Here is a 15,350-nt window from a genome sequence, read left to right as displayed (position 1 = left end):
AAGCCACGAGGAGGCAAGGATGCAAGGCAGCGCCAATCTCAACATCATGATCAAGGCCGCCCGCAAGGCCGGCCGGAGCCTCGTCAAGGACTTCCGCGAGGTCGAAAACCTTCAGGTCTCGATGAAGGGCGCCGGCGATTTCGTGTCCCGGGCCGACACCGCGGCCGAGGACATCATCCGCACCGAGCTGCGCGAGGCCCGCCCGAATTACGGCTGGCTGGGCGAGGAAACCGGCGAAGAGGCCGGCGAAGACCCCACGCGGCGCTGGATCGTCGATCCGCTGGACGGCACGACGAATTTCCTTCACGGCCTGCCGCATTGGGCCGTCTCCATCGCGCTGGAGCACAAGGGCGAGATCGTGGCCGGCGTGGTGTTCGACGCCGCCAAGGACGAGATGTTCTTTGCCGAAAAGGGCGCGGGCGCATGGATGAACGACCGGCGGCTTCGCGTCTCTGGCCGGTCCCGCATGGTGGAGTGCATCTTCGCAACCGGCGTCCCCTTCGCGGCCAAGAAGACCCTGCCCGCCACGCTTCAGGACCTTGCCCGGCTGATGCCGCATTGCGCAGGCGTGCGGCGCTGGGGGTCGGCGGCGCTCGACCTCGCCTATGTGGCCGCGGGGCGCTATGACGGCTATTGGGAGCGTGAGATCAACGCCTGGGACATGGCCGCGGGCCTTGTGATCGTGCGCGAGGCCGGGGGCCTTGTCGGGCCGCTCCGCGAAGGGCACGACCCCCTTGTCCACGGCGATGTGCTTGTCGCGAACGAGGCGATCTATAACAGCTTTGCCGGCATCATCCGGAACACCTGACCACCGCCAACCGGTCATTGTTGTGCCCCGTTCGTGCGGCATCCTCCTGCCCAGTCATTTGATCAGTAAGGGGAGGCGACGGGATGCGCTGGCCTATGCGTGACACGAAGATCGGAAGCGGCAGAACCCTTGCGCGGTTCGCGCGGGTTGAAGACGGCACCGTGACGGTGGACTGGGTGGTCTTGACCGCGGCCCTTGTCGGGCTGTCCACATCCGTTCTTTTCACGGTCGACAAGGGCGTCCTCGGCCTTGGGGAGGTCATAGACGACGGCCTGGCCGGGGCCGAGATCGTGCAGCTTGGCGTGCTGGGCGAGTGACGAACCCGCCCCCTAGCGGCGGCGTTTGACCTTCGGAATCGGGCTTCGGCGATAAAGACCCTCGGGATGCGGCGGATGACCGTGGGTCCGGGCCCAGTAGGCGGGCCCGCCAAGACGCAACCACAGCGGCAGGGTCAGGGCCAGACCGGCCGCAAACCCGCCCGCATGGGCCCAATAGGCCACCCCGCCCCCATCCTGCGGGGCCGAGACACCGGCGAAAAGTTGCAGCGCGAACCAGACGCCCAGCATCAGCCATGCGGGAATCGGGATCACCCGGAAGATGAAGACGAGGATCACGAGGATATCGACGCGCGCCTTCGGGAACAGCAGCAGATAGCCCCCCATGACGCCCGCAATCGCGCCCGACGCCCCGACCATCGGCACCATCGACTGCGGCGCGGCCAGATACTGCCCGCCCGCCGCCAATAGCCCACAGGCCAGATAGAACAGCAAAAAACCCAGAGGACCGAACTCGTCTTCCATGTTGTCGCCGAAGATCCACAGAAACAGCATGTTGCCCGCAAGATGCATCAGACCGCCATGCAGGAACATCGAGGTCAGGAACCCGGTCAGGTGATGGCCCTCTGTCACCGCGGCAGGGACAAGCGCCCATTCAATGAAAAAGCCCTGCACGGCCCGGGGATCGGCGAACAGGTGAAAGTAGGACACGAAGACCACCACATTTGCAGCGATCAGGGCCAAAGTGACATACGGCGTCCGCCGGGATGGATTGTGGTCGCGCAAGGGAAACATGGCCGAAGGCTAGCCGACCGGTCTGCGGGGTCAAGCGCAACCGCCCGGGCGCCGACCTACGGCAAGCGTGCATATTTCCAAACAGGAGCGGACCCGACCGATGCCCTGTCCGCCGCAAAACCGGAAACCGCATTCACGGGAAGAAATTGCGATCCCGGATCCGCGGCCGGGAAATCCTTTCAATATCGGTGCGTCTCGGCCGAGTTCCGGTAACAAGCCAGTTACAAACCGGTGAGAATTGGACAGCCTCGCGCATGAATGTTACGTTAATTGCTATTAACTGAGTGTTTTGCGTTGTTCGACCGGCGTCACCTTTTTCGACGCACGATCCCGGCCTTGGGCCTTGAAGGGTGCCTCCATCGCCTTTGGCTCGGTCTTTTTTTCCGGCAGTCAGACTGGGACGGACAATCATGGCTTGCAGTGCTGAAAATGGCATAGAAACCGAAATTCGCTTACTTGGCCCATTTACCCTGCTGCATCGCGGCACGCCGATGGACCACCGTTTGAAAGGTCCGGCGCGGCGGCTTTTCTTTTATCTCCTGACCCGATCCGGGACGCGCATCCGGCGCGAAATCATTGCCGAGGCCGTCTGGCCCGACGGTGCGCCCTCGCGCTCGGCCTTCAACACGACGCTTTGGCGGCTGAAGAAGTGCCTGACCGGGCTGCCCGGAATCACGATGGAGTGCGGGAACGACACGCTGATGCTGGATGTCGCGGCCCCGGCCCGGCTGGATATCCGCAAGGTTCTTGACGCGCAGGCCGCCCTGTCGAGCGCCCCGGAAGACCTGACGCTGACAGAACTGGAAACGCTTCGCGCGGCGGTCGAGCTGTGGCGCGGCGACTTCGCCGATGGCCTGTCGTCGAACTGGGCGCTGGTGATGCGAGAGCGTCTGTTGAACACCTATATTCAGGCGCTGATCGCCCTGATGCGCCATGCCGGCCGCGAACGGCGGTTCGAGGAGGCGCTGGAGTGCGGCCAGCGTGTTCTGGCCGTCGATCCGTTTCGCGAGGGCATCCATTGCGAGGTGATGTGGCTGCTTGTCCTGACCGGACGCCGCGCCACGGCCATCACCCGGCACAAGGAATTCTGCACCCTGCTGCAACGCGAGTTGGGCATCGGTCCGATGTCGGAAACCGCGGCGCTGTTCGACTATATCCGGACCGGGCTGGAACGCTGTCCTGACGCGCCACCGCAGGCGCCGTCCTCGGAACTCACGGCGCGCCGGTATGAGGGCTATCTGCAGACCGTGGAACGCTCCCGCGCCTCGATCTATGCGGCGCTGCAGACGATGTATACCGGCGACTGAGCAGGCGCGAATTCCCTATCAATTTCAAACCTGAAAGGCCGATCCACCGGGTCGGCCTTTGTCAGGTTGTGACCGGGCGGTGACGCATCGGTGATGGCGGCGTGCCCGATCTGTCCGACGGTCGTGAGGGCGATGTGCCGCCCTGCGGACGGGCCGGCATTCACGACCTGTTAAGGGTGATTCCGACACCCAAGAGGATCGGACTTCCGATGACCACGCCGACCCCGGACAGGACACGTGACGAAAGCCATGCCTTCGTGGTGCGCCTGCGGGTGAATGCCTCTCCCGATCCCAGCCTGCAACCGCAATTGCCGCAGCAGACCGGCGGCGGCGAAGGGCGCCTGTTCGTGCAGATCGAACATGTGAACAGTTCCGACTTCAGCCTTCACCATTCCATCGAGAGCGCGCTGGACTGGCTGCGCGACCGGATGGCCAAGGCCGCCGACGCGTCGCCCTCCGGCGACTGGCACGCCCCCGACGAGAAAAGGCACTGACGATGGCCAGGATTTCGTCAGACAGGCAAACAGCGGGCGCGATTGCAGGAGGGGTCGGGAGATGAGCCACTTCTCGATCCTGCGCGACGCAACGCGGGAATTGCGCGCCTTCCTTTACGAGGCCCTGACCACCGTTGCGGACGTCGATTTCGGGTTTGCCGACATGGCGACCGACATTATCCTGTCGGCCCCGGACAGCGACGTACCCGCCACCGCGCGCCTGTCGGTCTATCTTTACAGCATCGAACCCGATTCCCAGTTGCGGAACCAGCGGCCGCTGCCGATCGGCACGACTGGGCTGGTCCGCGCGCCGCTGGCGCTGCGCCATCAGTACCTGATCACCCCGCTTCAGGCCGATGAGGAACAAAACCACCTGATCCTCGGGCGGATCATGCAGGCGCTGCATGACCGGCCGACCATCGAGACGCTGGCCGGTGCCCCGCTGGACGACAGCCGGGGCGGCGGCAGCCGGGCGCTGCGCCTCAACCTGCAACCCCTGCGGCTGGAAGACATCGCGCGGGTCTGGCACGCCATGGGCAGCGATTACCGCCTGTCCGTCGCCTATGAGATGCGGACGGTGATGATCGACAGCGCGCTTGATCCGGTCAGCGCCGACCGCGTGACGGAAAGCCATATCCTTGTCGATCAGGGGGTTGGCCCATGACGTTCGAGGTTCTGTCCCGACAGGTGGTGGTCGCCGGGCGGATCACCGATGCGATCAGCACGGGGCAACCGCGCACACCACCCCTTGTGCGGGTCGTGGATGCCGCCGACGACGGGCCGTTGGACCACGTCACCTTGCGCGTTCTGCCCGATGCGCAATACGCGGTCTTTGGCGATCCGCTGCACATGCTGCCCCCGGCAAATGTCGATATCCGGCTGGAGGTCGAGGCCGACGGCTATCAGCCGTCCTCGGTCACGCTCAGCTTTACCGCGGCGGAACTGGCACGCATCGCGCGCAGCCTGACCCTGGGCGACGAAACCCAGGCGGTGCAGATCATCGGCGGCCTGCCCCGCGCGCAGGACATCGCGCTCTTGCCCGACCCAGTGACGCTCAAGGGCCGTGTGTCCCGGGCCGAAGACCCCGAGATCGCCATTGCAGGCGCGTCGGTCAGCGTCACCGCGCCGGCCGCGCTGGGCCCCGTTCTGACGGATGCCGACGGGTTTTTCACCCTTGGGCCCGCGCCCGTCGCGGCAACCGTCACGCTGTCCGTCACGGCCACGGGGCGCATCCCGCTCGACACCGACATCAGACTGAATTTCGCGGCACCGATCAACCGGGTGAGCCTCACGCTCCAACCCACGTAGGGAGACCAAGCATGCCTGAATATCTTGCACCCGGCGTTTTCGTCGAAGAGGTTCCGAGCGGCGCAAAACCCATCGCGGGCGTGTCGACATCGACCATCGGCATGGTCGGCATGACCGAACGCGGCCCGGTGAACCGGCCGACACTTGTCACCAGTTTCGGGGATTTCACCCGCAGCTTTGGCGGCTTGCTGAACAGCGCGGTCTACACCAACAACCGCGACGCGCTGCCCCTTGCGGTTCAGGGCGCCTTCGACAACGGCGCGGGCCGGATCTACGTCAACCGGATTGTCGGAACCGACGCCGATTTCGCCACGGTCGACATGCTGGGCGACGCGACGCAGACACCGGCAGTGACGGCGCTGTCCAGCCGCGCGGTGGCCGGGGCGGTTCTGCTTCAGATCGACGATGGCACCAACATCGCCAATGGCGATACGCTGCTGCTGTCTGACGGGGCGCGCAGCGAATATGTAACCGCCGACAGCGACCCGCTTGCCATGGGTCTGGCTCTGACCGGAACGCTCCACGCCGCACAGGGGGATACCCAACCGGTCGTGCTGCAAAACGCGCCGGTCGAGGGCGCCGACCTGACCGCCGGCGTCACCGGTGACATGGACGCGGGCGGCGGGCTTGCGCTGGACGGCGCCACCGTCGCGGCCCTGACCGCCGGGCAGGTGCTGCGGATCCGCCAAACCGGCGACGACAGCACCACGGAATTCGTGACCATCACCGCCAACGCCGCGGCCGATTTCGACGAGGGCACGCTCCTCTTCGATCACCCGCAGGCCACGGTAGAGGTGATGGTCGTCACGATGGGCGACAGCGCCACGGCGACCACGGTCGATGGCGCAACCGCCGCCGGGGCCGGGATCGTCGCCGTCGCCGCCACCGCCGGTATGGCAGAGGGCGACGTGGTCGCCATCGGCACCGCGCCCACACGGGAATTCCACGTCGTGCGCACCGTTGTCTCTCAGCTTTCGGTCGCCACGACGCCCACCCTTGCGATCCACGCCACCGGTGTGGAAATCCGCAAGCAGGTGGACCTGTTGCGCGTCCATGCCCGGGACGAAGGCGGTTGGGCCAACCGGTTGCGTGTCCGCGCGACCGCGGCGCCCTTGAACGAAACCACCGTGGCCGTGGCCGCCCTGACCGGCGACAGCCCGATCACGCTGGGCACAGGTGTCGGCCTTTATCCCGGTTCGGTCGTCAGCATCGCCCGCGCCGGGACCGAGATCGCCCGCCAGCGCGTGACCGGCACCAGCGGGGCAGAGGTCGAGTTGGAAGGCGGCGCCGCCGTCGATCTGAATTTGGGCGACACCGTCACCAGCCTTGAATTCGCCCTGACCGTGGAGCTTCTGGACGAAACCGGGCGCGTCGCGATGGACGAATCCTTCGACAGTCTCGCGCAGGACCCGACGCACCCCCGCTATGCACCCACCATCGTCGGCCATTTCGACCGGGCCGCCGGGGAAAGCGCGCGTGCCGGCCTGTCCGACCTGATCCGCCTGTCGGATCTGACCCGGGACGACACCGGCGCCGATCTGGCCGATGCCGCCACCCTGCGCCTGTCGCAGGTCATGCTGGGGCTCAATCGCGGCCTTGACGGGGGCGACGACGACCTCGCCACCGTGAACGAGAATACCTATCGCGGCGATGACGCGGCGGATGTGGCCGACCGCACCGGCATCCACGCCCTGACCGGCATCGACGATATCTCGATCGTCGCGGTGCCGGGCCGCTGGGAACAGGTCGTCCAGAACCAGATGATCACCCATTGCGAACTGATGCGCTATCGGATCGCCGTGCTGGACAGCCAGCCCAATGCCGATCTTGCAACGGTGCAGGCGCAGCGGGCGCTTTACGACAGCACGCGGGCGGCACTTTATTACCCGTGGCTGCAAATCTCCGACCCGTTCGGACAGCCCGGCGACCGGCTTGTCATTCCGCCCTCGGGCCATGTCTGCGGCGCCTTTGCCCGCACCGACAACGAACGCGGGGTGCACAAGGCCCCGGCCAATGTCGTGGTGCGCAACATCCTTGATCTGAACGCCAACATCACAACCGGGCAGCAGGAAATCCTGAACCCGCGCGGCATCAACGTGATCCGCGATTTTTCCAACCTCGGCCGGTCCAAGCGCATATGGGGGGCCCGCACCGTGACGTCCGATTCCGAATGGATCTATGTCCCGGTGCGGCGCCTGTTCCTGTTCGTGGAGAAATCGATCGAGCGGGGCACGCAATTCGCGGTGTTCGAGCCGAACGGACAGGCGCTGTGGGCCACGATCAACCGCAGCCTGACGAACTTCCTGACGGGCCTGTGGCGCGACGGCGCACTGGCCGGCGCCAGCCCCGAAGAGGCGTTCTTCGTCGATGTCGGCCCCAACACGATGAGCCAGTCGGACATCCTGAACGGGCGGCTGGTCGTACAGGTGGCCATCGCCCCGCTACGCCCCGCCGAATTCGTCATTTTCCGCATTTCCCAGAAAACCGCGTCCGCCTAAGCGGCCGGCCACAGACATCAGGAGGACCCGCCCATGCCCGTCGGAGACAGGAACGATCCCCTCGCCCAGTTCAACTTCCTCATCGAAATCGACGGGGTCGCCAGCGCGGGCTTTACAGAGGCCAGCGGGCTGGAGACCAGCCAGGAGATCATCGAATACCGCACCGGCAACGAGATCACGACCAAGCGCAAACTGCCCGGTCTGACCAACTATGCCAACATCGCGCTGAAACGCGGCTGGACCCAGAATTACGAACTCTGGACCTGGCGCAAGACGACCATCGACGGCCAGACCGAGCGCAAGTCGTTCTCGATCATCGTGCTGGACGAGGCACGGGAGGAAGCCCTGCGGTTCAATTTCCGCGAAGGCTGGATCTGCAAGTGGGAGGGGCCGAAGCTCAACTCCACCACCAACGAGGTCGCCATCGAGTCGCTGGAAATCTGCCACGAAGGGCTGGACACCCAGACGTAAGTCCGGGCCCACGCGTGAGGAGAGAAAGCCATGCTGGCCCCGGGCGTCACCTTCGAAACCGTCGATCTGAACCGCCCCCGCGTGTCGGCGCTGCGGACGGATATCTGCGGCTTTGCGGGGTTTGCCGAACGCGGACCGCTAGACCGGGCGGTCAAGCTGCGCAGCTGGCGGCAATTCCTCGACGCCTTCGGCCCACCGCTTGAGTACGCCTATACCGGGGAGGCCGTGCGGCTCTTCTTTGAGAACGGCGGCGACACCGCGTTCATGGCGCGCGTGGCCGATCCGGCAGACGCGGCCACGGCGCGGGTCACGCTGCCCGGCGGGCTGACGCTGTCCGCCGCCTATGCCGCCATCGGGCGGGGGCAAAGCGACAACTCCGGCCCCCTGACAACGCCGTCGCGGCTTGTATCCGACAGCCCCGGCGCATGGGGCAACCGGTTGTCCGTCACCGTCTTCGCGGGCGGGCGCGGCGTGACCGAAAGCCTGCCGAACCAGCCCGCCGATGGGGCCACGATGCGTGCCGCCGCGCTGCCGGGGTTCGAGACGGGAAGCTGGGTGCGCCTGATCCAGGACGGGATGGACGCCCCCGCCTATGCCCATGTCGCGGCAATCGACCGGGCGCTTCTGGAAATCACGTGGCAAAGCCCGGTGACGGGGCTGGATTTCGCCCGGCCCGTCCGGCTGGAAACCGTGGAATTCACCCTGTCGCTGGCGCTTGACGGGCAAGAGGTCTCTCGCCACGCCGATCTGTCCCTCGACCCGCGCAGTACACGTTATGTCGGCCGCCTGCTGCAGGAACAATGCGCCATGCTGGCCGCCCGCGTCGCCACGACCTTTGTACCCGGGCCACCGGGCCAACCGCCGGTCGAGGTCGCCCTGGCCGATCTGTCCGACCCGGCGAACTGGCCGGCACCGGGGCTGCCCTTGGCATTTTCCGGCGGGCGGGATGGCCTGCGCAGCCTTACACGCACCCAGTTCTCCGATGCGCTGACCCGGCTGGCCGAGGTGGACGAGATCTCGGTCCTTGCCGCGCCCGATATCGTGCTGCGAGCCGAAGCCGAGGCCGCACCGCTGGCCCCGATCCTCCGCCCCAATGCCTGCACCAGCCCCGAACCGCTGCCAGAGGGGATCCTGTCGGGCATCGTCCGCGACGCCGACACCGACGCGCCCGTCGGGGGCGCGCGCGTCACCAGCCTGGATGTCGAGGGGCGCGTTGCCATGACCGCCGGGGACGGCAGCTTTACCCTCACCGGTCTGCCGCTGGGGCAGGTCGACATCCGCATCGCCAAGGTCGGCTATACCACGCTTGACGCCTCGACCCAGACCTTCAGCGTTGTCCTGACGACGCCTCAGGAATTCCATATCGCAGAGCGCACCCTGCCTCCCGCCCTGCATATCGACGACATCTACGCGTTGCAGATGGAGATGGCGGGACAGGGCGAAAGCGGTCTGTACCGCGTGGCCCTGCTGGACGTGCCGCAAGAAATGCTGCGGCTGGACGATGTGCAAAGCTGGCGGGCGCGGTTCGACACCGCCCATGCCGCGCTCTACTGGCCGTGGCTGGTGCTGGCCGAACCGGGGCAAGAGGCGCGCAGCCTGCCGCCCTCGGGCGCCATTGCCGGGTTGATCGCACGCATCGATCTGTCAGAGGGGCCGCAACGCGCGCCCGCCAACCAGCGCCTGCGCGATGTCGCCGCGCTGACCGATGCGGCGGACGACGCGGTGCATGGGCTCCTGAACACGCTGGGGGTCAATGTCATCCGTGCCACGCCGGGACGCGGGATCGCACCGCAGGGAGCGCGGACGCTCAGTTCCGATCCCGAATGGCGGTTCCTGAACGTGCGCCGCCTGATGCTGATGATCGCCGAGGCGATTCAGGACGGCCACCAATGGGCGGTGTTCGAACCCAACTCTCAGGTCCTGCGGGACGCGATCCGCCATTCGGTTTCGGCGTTCCTGTCCGCCCTCTGGCGGCGCGGCGCCTTGGCGGGGGCCAGCCCCGCCGCGGCCTTTGCGGTCAAGTGCGATGCCGAGAACAACCCGCCCGCCGTCACTGAGGCCGGCCAGCTTGTGGCCGAGATCGCGGTCGCCCCCGTCCGCCCCTACGAATTCATCCGGCTGAGACTTGGCCGCACCGACCGGCTGTCGGTCCAGATCGAGGAATGACGCGATGATCGACCTGCCGCGCTTTGACCCGCTTCCGAACTACCGGTTCCTCGTGACGCTCTTTGACAGCGGCGGCCTGCTGGGCGGGGCGGTCAGCGCCGCCGCGGGCCTTGTTCTGGGCGGGTTCACCGAATGCCGCGGCCTCGAAAGCTCTCTCGACTTCGAAACCTATCTGGAAGGCGGGGTGAACGACCGGGTGCACAGATTCCCCAGCCGCATGGCCTATTCCAACATCACGCTGGTGCGCGGCGTGGGGCTGGGGGAGGATTTGTGGCTCTGGCACGAGGAGTTCCAGAAGGGCGAGGGCACCCGGCGCGACGGGCTGATCATCCTGCAGGACAATTTCGGCCTGCCGATCAAGACGTGGAGCTTTTCCAACGGCCTGCCGGTGAAATGGACTGGCCCCGCCTTCAATGCCGGCGAAAGCCAGGTCGCCATCGAAAGCCTAGAGATCGCACATGAGAAGCTGGAGCTGATCGTCTCGCCCGGCAAGCTGCTCGACGCGATTTCACCGTTCTGAGGGGGTGCAGGCCATGCCGTGGAAAATCAACGAAGTGGATGCCGAGGTGCACGCCTTCGATGCCAGCGCCCTTTTGACGGATGAGGTGATGGCCGTGCTGGTCCAGCGCCTGCGCGAGGCCTTGGCCCGCGATGCGGCCGAGGACCGGGGGCGCAGCCGCGACACGGCCATCGGCGCCAACCGGCGCGCGCAGGAGTAGGGCAGAATGGGCAAGCTGACCTTCCAGAAGCTGGACCTTGAAAAACGCCCCGTCGGCGACCCGATCGAGGTGCAGTTCAACCCCACCGAATACGCGTTCGAGAAGACCGCGCATCTGGGCGAGGTCAGCCTGCCCGGTCTCGACAGCCCGATCCTGCAATTCGTCCGTGGCGAAAGCGAGAAGCTGACGCTGGAGTTGTTCTTCGACGGCACCAGCCCGCCCTCGGCCGGGGGGCTTCTGGGCGCCATCGGGGCCGGGATCGGCGGTGGCGGTGCCGAGGAACCCCAGACGGTGACGCAGCGCGTGGACGCCTTCTATCGCATGGTCAAGATTTCCGGCGATCTGCACACGCCGCCCCTTGTCCGGATCAGTTGGGGCAGCGCCTTTCCCGGTGCCACCACATCTGAAAGCGACGTCCCCTCCCCCACCTTCGACGCGGTCGTGGAAACCGTGAACCGCCGCTATACGCTGTTCGACCCCGACGGGGTGCCGCTGCGCTGCATCGTGGAGCTGACGCTGAAGGAATACCGCACCCTGTCAGAGCAGTTGCAGGAGTTGAACCTGCAAACCGCCGACCACACCCGCACCCATACCGTGCGCGAGGGCGAGACGCTGCCGCAGATCGCATGGGTCGCCTACAAGGACCCCGCCCGCTGGCGCGTGATCGCCGAGGCCAACGATCTTTCCGACCCAACCACCCTGACACCGGGAGAGGCGCTTGAGCTGCCTCCGCTCCTCTAGATGACCGCCGAAGCCATCCATACGGGCCGCAGCTTCTATGCCCCCCGCTTCGTCCTTCAGGTCGATGGGCAGGACGTGCCGCCGCACACCATCCGCGACGTCATCGAAGTGACGTTCGAGGACAGCCTGTCGGCGCTGGAGTTCTTCGAATTCACCCTGCATGACAGGGACCCGGTGCGGAATGCACCCAAATACAGCTCCCCCTATGACGCCTCCGGCGCGCCGCAGACCGATGCGCAGGGCCAGCCGGTGCCCGCGTTCGAACCGGGAATGACCGCGTCCCTGTCGATGGGATACTACGGGCCCGAAGACCCCGTGCAAAAGCTGACCGGCATGATCGTGTCGATCGCGCCAAGCTTTCCCGACAGCGGCATCCCGCAGATGAAGGTGCGCGTGCTGTCGGGACTGTTCCAGTTGCAGAACGCGCAGGCGACCCGCGAATTCACCGACCAGACCGACACCGCCATCGCGCAGGCCCTGGCCGAGGATCTGGGGATCGCGGTCGCCACCACGCCCGGACAGGCGGCGGGGGAAACGGTGCATGAATTCCTGATGCTGAACAACGAATACCCGGTTAACTTCCTGATGCGCCGCGCCCGGCGGTTGGGCTATGACCTTGCGCTTTTGCCCAATGTCGATCCGGCCTCGGGGCTGGTTTCGACCGGCGGGGCGGACGAACCGGCGCTGTTTTTCGGCCCCTCCGACCAGCCGCCAGCGACCTATGCGCTGGCCTGGGGCAGCACGCTGTCGAAATTCGACATCAGCGTGCGGATCAAGGATCAGGTGGGCGAGGTCACGATCCGCTCGCAAAACCCCGCCGCCAGCGGGTCGGAGGCGGAGGTGGAGGCCGTGGCGACGCTGGACGACCTCGACCTCGACTTCCCCGATCCGAACCTGTTGGCCACCGTCACCGACGCCCTGTCCGACACGCAGGAGGTCGTGGTCGACGAACCCGTCCAGAACGCGGCAGAGGCACAGGTGAAGGCGCTGGGCATCCTGCGCGAACGGGTCAAGGACATGGTCACGGCAGAAGGCGCGACCATCGGCTTTCCGCATCTGCGCGCCGGCAGCGCGGTGGAGATCACCGGCATCGGGCCGCGCTATTCCGGCCTTTGGGTTCTGACCAAGACCACCCACAAGATCGACGCCGCTGGCTATTCCACCGCCTTTTCCGCCCGGCTGGAGGGCAGCCTGCCATGACCGATCGCGTGAGGGGATTCCTGCTGGGCGAAGTGACGGATGTGGACGATCCGCAAGGGCTGGGCCGCATCCGCGCCAAGCTGAAATCGCGGCCCGGCGAACCTGTCTGCCAATGGGCGCCGGTTGCGCGGCCGCTGGCCTCGGGCGGGTTCGGGCTTTTCTGGCAGCCGGTCGCGGGCGACATGGTCGTCCTTGGCTTCGAAGAGGGCGTGATCGAACGTCCCTACGTGGTCGGGGCGATCTTTACCGGCGACAACACCCCCCCGGTGACCGAGGTCAAGCAGCGCGTCATCCGCAGCGAAAGCGGGCACGAGATCATGCTGGATGACACCGAAGGGTCGGAAACCATCGTCATCACCGACAAGACCGGCAGCACCATCACCATGGAGGCCTCCGGCGTCACAATCGAAACCCAAGGGGACCTGACGCTGAAGGGCACCAATGTGACCATCGAGGCCAGCGCCCAGCTGACCGGCAAGGGCAACCCCATCCACCTCAACCCCTGAGAAGAAAGGACAGCACATGGACGTCACCTTCCCCGACCTTCCCGGCCTGTCCGGCGCCTTCCTTCTGGGGCATCGGCGGCGCCCGGGCAGCCCCGTGTCGGGGGACAATATCGAGCAGGTGATCTCGATCATCGTCAAGCGCGCCTATACCATCGCCGCCTCTGCCACCGATCCCACAGCGGGCAGCCTGACCCCGCGCGAGGACGGGCCGGAGATCTTCGAGGGCGACCAGCCCGGCGCGTTCCTTGATAACGCGGATTTCGCCGACGGTCTGGACGGGTGGAGCGAGACCGGCGGCGCCGAGGCCACGGTCGGCGATGAAAACGTCACGATCCTGCGCAACGGCGCGCTGGGCGATCTGCGCCGCAATGCCGGGTTCGGCCGGACCCTTCGTGACCGCGATGTCGGCTTCTCCGTCGATGCCACCGGGACCGAGGGGCTGACCCTGCCCGAGCTTCGCGTCGTGGCCAGCGGGCAGACCGTTCTGGCCGACGATCCGGGGCTGGGCACGCCCTTCCCCGCGGCGGACAAGCAGCCGGTGACGATTTCAGGCTTTGCCGAGTTCTCCTCTGCCGTCACCGCCAGCACAGCATCGTTCCGGATGGGCACGATGGGCGCAGACGGGCAATCCGTCACCTATGCCGCGCCCAGCGCCGCATCCATCGAATACGAAAGCGACATGGTCCCCTTCAAGCCCGAGGCCGACCTGATCGTGATCGCCGATGCCGATCCCGTGCCGGTCGCGATCGCCGTCGACGGCACCACGCGGATGAGCCAGGAGGCGCTGGCCATCCGCCCGCTGACCGGCCTGGGGTGGGAGCGTCGCTTCGGTACCATTCGGGAAACCGACGGGGGTGTCTTCGACCCGCCCCCGCCGCAGCCCCTGCCCGACGCGTTCGAGAACCGCTATTACAACGGCTATCGCCGCGACCGGCGGCAGGGCGCGACTGTGCCCTATCCCGCAGACGGGGCGGAAATCGTCGTCACGGATGCCGATGCGGACATCTACGCCTTTACCCTGACCACGGGCGGCCCCCGCGCGGTGCATGCGTGGTTCACCGGGACGGGGCAGGACGACCCCTGCCTGTGGCGCAAGCGCGATATCGTCTTCAACCTCGACACGCTGGTGATCGAACCGGACCGCGACCACGCCTACGCGGTCTGGCGCGCGGCATGGCCGGTGGATTTCGACCCCGACGGAACCGGGACCGTACCCCTCGACAACAACCGGTCCGTCACCGTGACATGGGAAGGAGGCTGAGCATGGGCCTGCCGATCTGCCCCACCCAAGGCATCGCGATGGCCTTTCCCGATGTCTGCAAGACGCCGACACCGGGCGGCCCCGTGCCGCTGCCCTATCCCAATATCGCCCAGTTGGCCGACGCAACCGACGTGGCCGATGACCTGCTGCTGGGCCCCTCCAGCCTCAAGGCCGTTTTGCAGGACAGCAGCATCGCCACCTCGACCGGGGATGAGGCCGGCAGTATTGGCGGGGTCACCAGCGGCGGCATCAAGGGCGCCTGTTCGGTCACCAGCGGGTCCTCCACCGTTCTTTATGGCGGCAAGGGGATCGCCCGGTTCGGCGATCCGACCAGCCAGAATGACGACAATGCCGTCGGGGTGCTGATGGGCGCCTTCCCGACCGTTCTGGTGGGGGGCTGAGCGATGACCGCGTTTCTGGGCAAGGGCTGGCGCTTTCCGATCAAACCGAACGGCCGCGGCGGGCTTGACTATGCCGAGGGCACCGACCTGATCGAACAGTCGATCTGGCTGATCCTGTCGACCTCGCCCGGATCGCGCGTGATGGTCCCCGAATTCGGCTGCGGCATCCATGACTATGTCTTCGCCTCCAACACCGACCGGCTGCGCGCCACCATCGCGGCAGAGGTGCAGCGCGCGCTGGTCCGGTTCGAACCGCGGATCGACGTGCTGAGCGTCCGCACCCGGACGTCTGCTGACAGCGAAAGCACGCTGCTTATCCATATCGACTACCGGATCCGCGCCAACAACGCGTTCCACAACCTCGTCTATCCGTTCTTCATCAACGAGGGGGAGGGCTGAG

The 15,350-nt window shown here is 66.4% G+C and carries 18 protein-coding genes; 17 read left to right on the top strand and 1 reads right to left on the bottom strand.

The genetic code is table 11. The features are described 5' to 3' along the window. The first annotated feature begins 19 nt into the window (after positions 1–19). Entirely contained in the window at positions 20–808 is a 789-nt protein-coding gene (locus RGUI_RS17635; RefSeq protein ID WP_081535359.1) for an inositol monophosphatase family protein, read from the top strand. Between the two features lie 83 nt (positions 809–891). Further along, complete coding sequence (locus RGUI_RS17630) at positions 892–1,125, top strand: hypothetical protein (protein ID WP_253798598.1); 234 nt, start codon at positions 892–894, stop codon at positions 1,123–1,125. Positions 1,126–1,137: 12 nt separating this feature from the next. Here the strand turns inward: RGUI_RS17630 and RGUI_RS17625 are convergent, their stop codons facing one another. Next, entirely contained in the window at positions 1,138–1,878 is a 741-nt protein-coding gene (locus RGUI_RS17625; protein ID WP_081535355.1) for a rhomboid family intramembrane serine protease, read from the bottom strand. A gap of 410 nt (positions 1,879–2,288) precedes the next feature. Here RGUI_RS17625 and RGUI_RS17620 point away from each other — a divergent pair, with 410 nt between their 5' ends. From RGUI_RS17620 to RGUI_RS17550, 15 genes are all read left to right on the top strand, one after another. After that, positions 2,289–3,185, top strand: coding sequence for a BTAD domain-containing putative transcriptional regulator (locus RGUI_RS17620; protein WP_081535353.1), 897 nt, complete (start codon positions 2,289–2,291; stop codon positions 3,183–3,185). A gap of 209 nt (positions 3,186–3,394) precedes the next feature. Continuing rightward, on the top strand, positions 3,395–3,679 hold the full coding sequence (locus RGUI_RS17615) for a hypothetical protein (RefSeq protein ID WP_081535351.1): 285 nt from the start codon (positions 3,395–3,397) through the stop codon (positions 3,677–3,679). Between the two features lie 61 nt (positions 3,680–3,740). Beyond that, positions 3,741–4,343, top strand: coding sequence for a DUF4255 domain-containing protein (locus RGUI_RS17610; protein ID WP_081535349.1), 603 nt, complete (start codon positions 3,741–3,743; stop codon positions 4,341–4,343). Then, the gene (locus RGUI_RS17605; protein ID WP_081535347.1) at positions 4,340–4,987 is read left to right on the top strand and encodes a hypothetical protein; all 648 of its coding nucleotides are present in this window, start codon (positions 4,340–4,342) and stop codon (positions 4,985–4,987) included. Before RGUI_RS17610 ends, RGUI_RS17605 begins: the two co-directional genes overlap by 4 nt. An 11-nt stretch (positions 4,988–4,998) precedes the next feature. Then, positions 4,999–7,485, top strand: a complete 2,487-nt coding sequence (locus RGUI_RS17600; RefSeq protein WP_081535345.1) for a phage tail sheath subtilisin-like domain-containing protein — start codon at positions 4,999–5,001, stop codon at positions 7,483–7,485. A gap of 33 nt (positions 7,486–7,518) precedes the next feature. After that, positions 7,519–7,956: a phage tail protein gene (locus RGUI_RS17595; RefSeq protein ID WP_081535343.1), complete on the top strand. Its 438-nt coding sequence runs from the start codon at positions 7,519–7,521 to the stop codon at positions 7,954–7,956. A gap of 30 nt (positions 7,957–7,986) precedes the next feature. Then, positions 7,987–10,122: a phage tail sheath C-terminal domain-containing protein gene (locus tag RGUI_RS17590; RefSeq protein WP_081535341.1), complete on the top strand. Its 2,136-nt coding sequence runs from the start codon at positions 7,987–7,989 to the stop codon at positions 10,120–10,122. Between the two features lie 4 nt (positions 10,123–10,126). Continuing rightward, positions 10,127–10,642, top strand: a complete 516-nt coding sequence (locus RGUI_RS17585; protein WP_253798596.1) for a phage tail protein — start codon at positions 10,127–10,129, stop codon at positions 10,640–10,642. Between the two features lie 13 nt (positions 10,643–10,655). Then, on the top strand, positions 10,656–10,841 hold the full coding sequence (locus RGUI_RS17580) for a hypothetical protein (protein ID WP_081535339.1): 186 nt from the start codon (positions 10,656–10,658) through the stop codon (positions 10,839–10,841). Positions 10,842–10,847: 6 nt separating this feature from the next. Then, the gene (locus RGUI_RS17575; protein WP_081535337.1) at positions 10,848–11,582 is read left to right on the top strand and encodes a LysM peptidoglycan-binding domain-containing protein; all 735 of its coding nucleotides are present in this window, start codon (positions 10,848–10,850) and stop codon (positions 11,580–11,582) included. Then, positions 11,583–12,782, top strand: a complete 1,200-nt coding sequence (locus RGUI_RS17570; RefSeq protein WP_081535335.1) for a phage late control D family protein — start codon at positions 11,583–11,585, stop codon at positions 12,780–12,782. After that, complete coding sequence (locus tag RGUI_RS17565; RefSeq protein ID WP_081535333.1) at positions 12,779–13,288, top strand: phage baseplate assembly protein V; 510 nt, start codon at positions 12,779–12,781, stop codon at positions 13,286–13,288. The genes RGUI_RS17570 and RGUI_RS17565 overlap by 4 nt, the downstream gene beginning before the upstream one ends. A gap of 16 nt (positions 13,289–13,304) precedes the next feature. Continuing rightward, complete coding sequence (locus RGUI_RS17560; protein ID WP_081535331.1) at positions 13,305–14,549, top strand: hypothetical protein; 1,245 nt, start codon at positions 13,305–13,307, stop codon at positions 14,547–14,549. Positions 14,550–14,551: 2 nt separating this feature from the next. Then, entirely contained in the window at positions 14,552–14,950 is a 399-nt protein-coding gene (locus RGUI_RS17555) for a DUF4150 domain-containing protein (protein WP_081535330.1), read from the top strand. 3 nt (positions 14,951–14,953) lie between these two features. Further along, positions 14,954–15,349 (top strand): GPW/gp25 family protein, encoded by a 396-nt coding sequence (locus RGUI_RS17550; protein ID WP_081535328.1) that lies wholly within the window; start codon positions 14,954–14,956, stop codon positions 15,347–15,349. The last annotated feature ends 1 nt before the right edge of the window (position 15,350 follow it).

This window comes from Rhodovulum sp. P5 (assembly GCF_002079305.1).
Classification (GTDB): domain Bacteria; phylum Pseudomonadota; class Alphaproteobacteria; order Rhodobacterales; family Rhodobacteraceae; genus Rhodovulum.
This window is presented reverse-complemented; position numbering and strand designations above follow the sequence as displayed.

Bases quoted from the DNA above. Each gene is read 5' to 3' on its own strand.
- RGUI_RS17635 (WP_081535359.1), top strand. From the start codon at position 20: ATGCAAGGCAGCGCCAATCTCAACATCATGATCAAGGCCGCCCGCAAG.
- RGUI_RS17625 (WP_081535355.1), bottom strand. From the start codon at position 1,878: ATGTTTCCCTTGCGCGACCACAATCCATCCCGGCGGACGCCGTATGTC.
- RGUI_RS17600 (WP_081535345.1), top strand. From the start codon at position 4,999: ATGCCTGAATATCTTGCACCCGGCGTTTTCGTCGAAGAGGTTCCGAGC.
- RGUI_RS17610 (WP_081535349.1), top strand. From the start codon at position 3,741: ATGAGCCACTTCTCGATCCTGCGCGACGCAACGCGGGAATTGCGCGCC.
- RGUI_RS17615 (WP_081535351.1), top strand. From the start codon at position 3,395: ATGACCACGCCGACCCCGGACAGGACACGTGACGAAAGCCATGCCTTC.
- RGUI_RS17605 (WP_081535347.1), top strand. From the start codon at position 4,340: ATGACGTTCGAGGTTCTGTCCCGACAGGTGGTGGTCGCCGGGCGGATC.
- RGUI_RS17555 (WP_081535330.1), top strand. From the start codon at position 14,552: ATGGGCCTGCCGATCTGCCCCACCCAAGGCATCGCGATGGCCTTTCCC.
- RGUI_RS17580 (WP_081535339.1), top strand. From the start codon at position 10,656: ATGCCGTGGAAAATCAACGAAGTGGATGCCGAGGTGCACGCCTTCGAT.
- RGUI_RS17595 (WP_081535343.1), top strand. From the start codon at position 7,519: ATGCCCGTCGGAGACAGGAACGATCCCCTCGCCCAGTTCAACTTCCTC.
- RGUI_RS17590 (WP_081535341.1), top strand. From the start codon at position 7,987: ATGCTGGCCCCGGGCGTCACCTTCGAAACCGTCGATCTGAACCGCCCC.
- RGUI_RS17570 (WP_081535335.1), top strand. From the start codon at position 11,583: ATGACCGCCGAAGCCATCCATACGGGCCGCAGCTTCTATGCCCCCCGC.
- RGUI_RS17565 (WP_081535333.1), top strand. From the start codon at position 12,779: ATGACCGATCGCGTGAGGGGATTCCTGCTGGGCGAAGTGACGGATGTG.
- RGUI_RS17620 (WP_081535353.1), top strand. From the start codon at position 2,289: ATGGCTTGCAGTGCTGAAAATGGCATAGAAACCGAAATTCGCTTACTT.
- RGUI_RS17550 (WP_081535328.1), top strand. From the start codon at position 14,954: ATGACCGCGTTTCTGGGCAAGGGCTGGCGCTTTCCGATCAAACCGAAC.
- RGUI_RS17630 (WP_253798598.1), top strand. From the start codon at position 892: ATGCGCTGGCCTATGCGTGACACGAAGATCGGAAGCGGCAGAACCCTT.
- RGUI_RS17585 (WP_253798596.1), top strand. From the start codon at position 10,127: ATGATCGACCTGCCGCGCTTTGACCCGCTTCCGAACTACCGGTTCCTC.
- RGUI_RS17560 (WP_081535331.1), top strand. From the start codon at position 13,305: ATGGACGTCACCTTCCCCGACCTTCCCGGCCTGTCCGGCGCCTTCCTT.
- RGUI_RS17575 (WP_081535337.1), top strand. From the start codon at position 10,848: ATGGGCAAGCTGACCTTCCAGAAGCTGGACCTTGAAAAACGCCCCGTC.